Raw genomic sequence first — 4404 nt, forward strand, 5'->3', positions numbered from 1 at the left:
GCAATGACGTCCTAAGAGGGGATATTTTACTACTTACTTACATCGAACTCAGGTTAAATAGGTAACCCTATTTTTTTTAGAGTTGTTGGGCCACAAACCGGTAGCCGGCAACTCATTCATTTTTAGTCTATAAGTTGCCCTCCGCAGCCACCTCACAGCTTATATAACACCCGCTTAACCCCTGTGCTTTACCACCCACCACAGAAAAAATCCGATTCATTTCTTATATTCATTTCACAAACCTCTTACGAGAGTCAAGTGTTTTTGAGTGTTTCGAACCGTATCCCTTAGATACTCAACCTATTAGCATCGGTTCGTTTGTGTGATTAGTCAAAATATTGGTTGTAGCCTTTGGAAAGTCCTAATGGCTATGGTTTAAGAAGGTTGCGGTAGCAATCTAAGTTTAGATTTTTCAAAGGGAAGGCATGGAAAGTAACAAGAACAAACTCACCAAGGGAATCATATACAGCACTGTCATTATCAGTGCTTTGCCCTATTTATTCATGTTGGCAGGAGCAGATTTTGGCTGGCAACGCACACCTCTAAATGCCGATGAGTTCGGTAGAATGTCTGGGGCTGAACAGCTCGATTCCGTGGTCTCTTCTCTAATTGGGGCTTTTCTTCACTTAATTCTGGAATGGTCTGCCGTAGTAATAGCCATGGCTACAGCCATACTGGCCTTTGTACAATACCGTATTACGGGAAATTCGGCCACAGCCATTATTGGCATTGCCCTGCTTTGTGCAGGTTTTATGGATGCCTTTCATGCCCTATCAGCCTCCAAAATCATCCATTCCGTAGCCGATAATTCCAACTTTATCCCCTTTAGCTGGGCACTCTCTCGAGTATTCAAAGCTCTCATTCTCTTTGCGGGAGTTGGCATATTCCTTCTGGGACTGGACAAGCAGAAAAGTAAGAGAACAAAAGACAGCTTTGTGCTTTCTACCAGCCTTATTTTTCTGGCGGTATCATACCTGCTCATTCGCATTTGTGCAGTAAGCACCAACCTTCCGGAAACTCAATTTCCCGATCAGCTTATTACCAGGCCTTACGATGTTTTTCCTCTGGCCCTGTTTGTGGTACTGGCCGCTTGGGCAATACCTAAATTTCGAAAAAAAGAGAAAAGTATTTTTAGCCACGCGCTACTCTGGAGTATGGTGCCGGCCATAGCCACCCAGTTGCACATGGCTTTTGGTTCGTCCGAACTGTTCGATGCCCACTTTAATGCGGGCCACTTCTTGAAGACCGTTTCCTACATAGTACCGTTTATCGGGATAACCATAGACTACTTTACCACCTACAAGGAGCAGCGCCTGCAATTGTTGGAAATAAAGAAGGCACACCACTCTCTTGAAAATAAAAACCGTGAGCTTAGCCAAATAGCCTACGTGACCTCTCACGATTTGCAGGAGCCTTTGCGCACACTTATGAGCATGTGCGACATTTTCGATCAGCAATACCGCGATAAGCTCGACCCGGAAGCACAGCAGCTACTCAAATACATTATGCAATCCAGCCAGCGCATGAGTGCTCTGGTTCGCGACCTTATGGTGTATAACTATATAGGCAAGGACAAAGACCTGAGCATGGTAGATTGTAACCTGCTGCTGAAGTCTATTCAGGAAGATCTGGACTCCAAAATAAAGGAGCATAAGGCATCTATTACGGTAACCGAACTACCTAAAGTACAAGCTCATGAAACCGAATTGAGACTTCTTTTCCAGAACTTAATCAGCAATGCCATTAAGTTTAGAAAGAAAGACCAAAAGCCCGAAATATTAATCAGCTATCAGGAAAAGCGAGGCAAATGGCTGTTTTCCGTAGCCGACAATGGCATTGGTATTGCCGAAAAACATCAGGAAAAAATATTCAGAATATTTCAGAGGCTTCATAATAAAAAAGAATATGAAGGCACAGGAGTTGGCCTGGCCCACTGCAAAAAAATAATCGACCAGCATGGAGGCGAGATTTGGGTTGAATCCGCAGAAAATGCCGGGAGTACCTTTCACTTTACTATACCAAAATAAGACTGTATGAAACTAGACTGTATCATGTTGATTGATGATGATGAAGCCACCAACTTTGTGCACAAAATGGTTATTAGCCAGATAGATTGTGCAAAAGAGGTGGTAGAGGCTCACAATGGTCAGGAAGCCATTGATTACCTCAAGGAGAGGGCCGGAAAGCAACCGCAACCGGAACTTATCTTTCTGGACATCAACATGCCGGTAATGGACGGATGGGAATTTTTAGAGGAATATGAAAAGCTAGATGAAGACCAGAAAGGCGGAATGGTTGTGGTCATGCTCACCACCTCGCTCAACCCGCACGACCGGGAGATGGCTACTAAAATGGGAGTTATTCATGATTTCATGAACAAACCACTAACCAAGGGAATGCTTGCTGAACTAATAGACAGGCACTTCGGCAACTCAGCACAATAAGTACCGAGTACCAAGGCTTCTTCAGCCGGTAATTCTGTGGAGTTATCGGCTGAAGGTCGTTATTTTTTGTTAGATCAGTTCTTTAACCTTTTCCGGAGGGCGGCCAATAATCGCTTTGTTGCCTTTAACCACAATTGGCCGCTCTATCAGCTTAGGGTGCATTACCATGGCCTTTATCCACTCCTCATCAGAGAGCAATTTCCCTTTAAACTCCTCTTTATAAATGGCCTCACCTTTGCGCACCAATTCTTCGGGCGAAATGCCCAAAAGCTTAACTAAATCAGTAAGCTCTTCTTCAGAAGGTACTGTTTTTAAGTATTCCACCACCTCTACCATTTCGCCACTTTCTTCAATGATTTTTAGCGTTTCTCTACTTTTTGTACATCTTGGGTTGTGGAAAATTTTTAACATGACTTTTCTGGTTTAATATTGGCGTTCAATGGCCTAAAACTAAAGATTATTGATGGAGCAAATCAAGTTAAATGATGAAGTAAGTCTTTCAAAGTTTGTTCATGGTGTCTGGCGGCTTGCCGAATGGAACTACACCAATGAACAAATACAGCAGTTGGTTGAAGGTTGCCTTGAATTGGGCATCGACACCTTCGACCATGCCGATATTTATGGCGACTATGGCTGCGAAAAGCTTTTTGGCGATGCTTTGAAAAACCGAAATGACCTAAAGGAAAAAATAAAAATAGTAACCAAGTGCGGCATAAAGCTTCTCTCTGCGCAGCGACCCGAACATTACATCAAACATTACGACACCAGCTTTGAGCACATTGTAGGGTCTGCAGAAAACTCACTGCGTCAGTTAGGTGTAGAAGCCATAGACCTACTGCTTATTCACAGACCCGATCCCTTCATAAATCCGCAAGAAGTAGCTAAAGCTTTTGACAAACTAAAGACCGAAGGCAAGGTAAAAGCTTTTGGGGTAAGCAACTTTCTGCCACAGCAATTCAAAGCCCTGCAAGCGGCCTTAGACTTTCCTTTAGTTACCAATCAGATAGAAATTTCGTGCGTTTCGCTGCATGAATTCGACAACGGCACCATCGATTTCTGCCAGGAAATTGGACTGCACCCAATGGCCTGGTCGCCTCTTGGGGGTGGCAGTATCTTTAATGCTCAAACACACCGAATGCTCACGTTAAAAAACGTATTGCATAAAATTAGCGATCGGCACGACACTACCATTGACCGTATCATGTTTGCCTGGTTGCTGGCTCATCCGGTAGGTATATTACCGGTAATTGGCTCGGGCAATCTCGATAGAATAAAGGCTGCTACAGACGCACAACACATAAAACTAAGCCGACAAGAATGGTTTGAAATTTGGGTAGCCTCGCGGGGAGAAAATGTACCCTAACCAGGGCTTCGTCAATCTACTTTTACACTTTAAGTAACCTACACATGAACAACGAACAGCTGAGCTACCCTATTGGCCGATTTAGCCCACCCACCAGAATTGATACGGCTATCATAAACACCTGGATAGCCACCATTGAGGAGGCTCCTCAAAGGTATGAGCAGGCGGTGGCCGGTATGACAGACACTCAACTCGACACACCCTACCGTGCGGATGGCTGGACGGTACGCCAGGTTGTACACCATGTGGCCGACAGCCATATGAATTCGTACATCCGGTTTCACTGGGCCCTCACCGAACCGAACCCTACCATTAAGGCCTATGACGAAAAAAGCTGGGCTGCACTCAGCTATCAGGAAAAGGTGCCGGTAAGTGTCTCGCTGCAACTGCTGGAAAACCTGCACAAACGGTGGGCTATATTGCTGCGAGCTTTGAGCCCTGAAGAGTTAGAAAAAACCTTTGTTCATCCGGAAACAGGAAAAATCAATGTATTAAAGGAAGTTATAGGCCTCTACGCCTGGCATAGCGAACATCACCTGCATCACTAGATTTTCGAACAATAAATGACAACCAAAAATAGTACAAATCAAAAAGATC

Annotated in this window: 5 protein-coding genes; 4 read left to right on the plus strand and 1 reads right to left on the minus strand. The window is 44.3% G+C overall.

The features are described 5' to 3' along the window. Positions 1-425 precede the first annotated feature (425 nt). Positions 426-2027 (plus strand): sensor histidine kinase, encoded by a 1602-nt coding sequence (locus B3763_RS01355; RefSeq protein ID WP_286742828.1) that lies wholly within the window; start codon positions 426-428, stop codon positions 2025-2027. A gap of 6 nt (positions 2028-2033) precedes the next feature. Then, complete coding sequence (locus B3763_RS01360) at positions 2034-2444, plus strand: response regulator (RefSeq protein WP_286742831.1); 411 nt, start codon at positions 2034-2036, stop codon at positions 2442-2444. 69 nt (positions 2445-2513) lie between these two features. Here the strand turns inward: B3763_RS01360 and arsC are convergent, their stop codons facing one another. Further along, positions 2514-2855, minus strand: coding sequence for an arsenate reductase (glutaredoxin) (arsC, locus tag B3763_RS01365; protein WP_286742833.1), 342 nt, complete (start codon positions 2853-2855; stop codon positions 2514-2516). 52 nt (positions 2856-2907) lie between these two features. Between arsC and B3763_RS01370 the strand changes: the two genes are divergently transcribed. Then, positions 2908-3807, plus strand: coding sequence for an aldo/keto reductase (locus B3763_RS01370; RefSeq protein ID WP_286742835.1), 900 nt, complete (start codon positions 2908-2910; stop codon positions 3805-3807). Positions 3808-3851: 44 nt separating this feature from the next. Further along, a complete protein-coding gene (locus B3763_RS01375; RefSeq protein WP_286742838.1) occupies positions 3852-4355 on the plus strand; it encodes a YfiT family bacillithiol transferase in 504 nt (167 codons plus the stop codon). Positions 4356-4404: the final 49 nt, after the last annotated feature.

Source organism: Roseivirga sp. UBA1976 (assembly GCF_002336325.1).
GTDB lineage: Bacteria > Bacteroidota > Bacteroidia > Cytophagales > Cyclobacteriaceae > Roseivirga > Roseivirga thermotolerans.

What these genes read in the sequence shown, in the direction of transcription:
- B3763_RS01355 (WP_286742828.1), top strand. Translation starts at nt 426, where the DNA reads ATGGAAAGTAACAAGAACAAACTCACCAAGGGAATCATATACAGCACT.
- B3763_RS01360 (WP_286742831.1), top strand. Translation starts at nt 2,034, where the DNA reads ATGAAACTAGACTGTATCATGTTGATTGATGATGATGAAGCCACCAAC.
- arsC (WP_286742833.1), bottom strand. Translation starts at nt 2,855, where the DNA reads ATGTTAAAAATTTTCCACAACCCAAGATGTACAAAAAGTAGAGAAACG.
- B3763_RS01370 (WP_286742835.1), top strand. Translation starts at nt 2,908, where the DNA reads ATGGAGCAAATCAAGTTAAATGATGAAGTAAGTCTTTCAAAGTTTGTT.
- B3763_RS01375 (WP_286742838.1), top strand. Translation starts at nt 3,852, where the DNA reads ATGAACAACGAACAGCTGAGCTACCCTATTGGCCGATTTAGCCCACCC.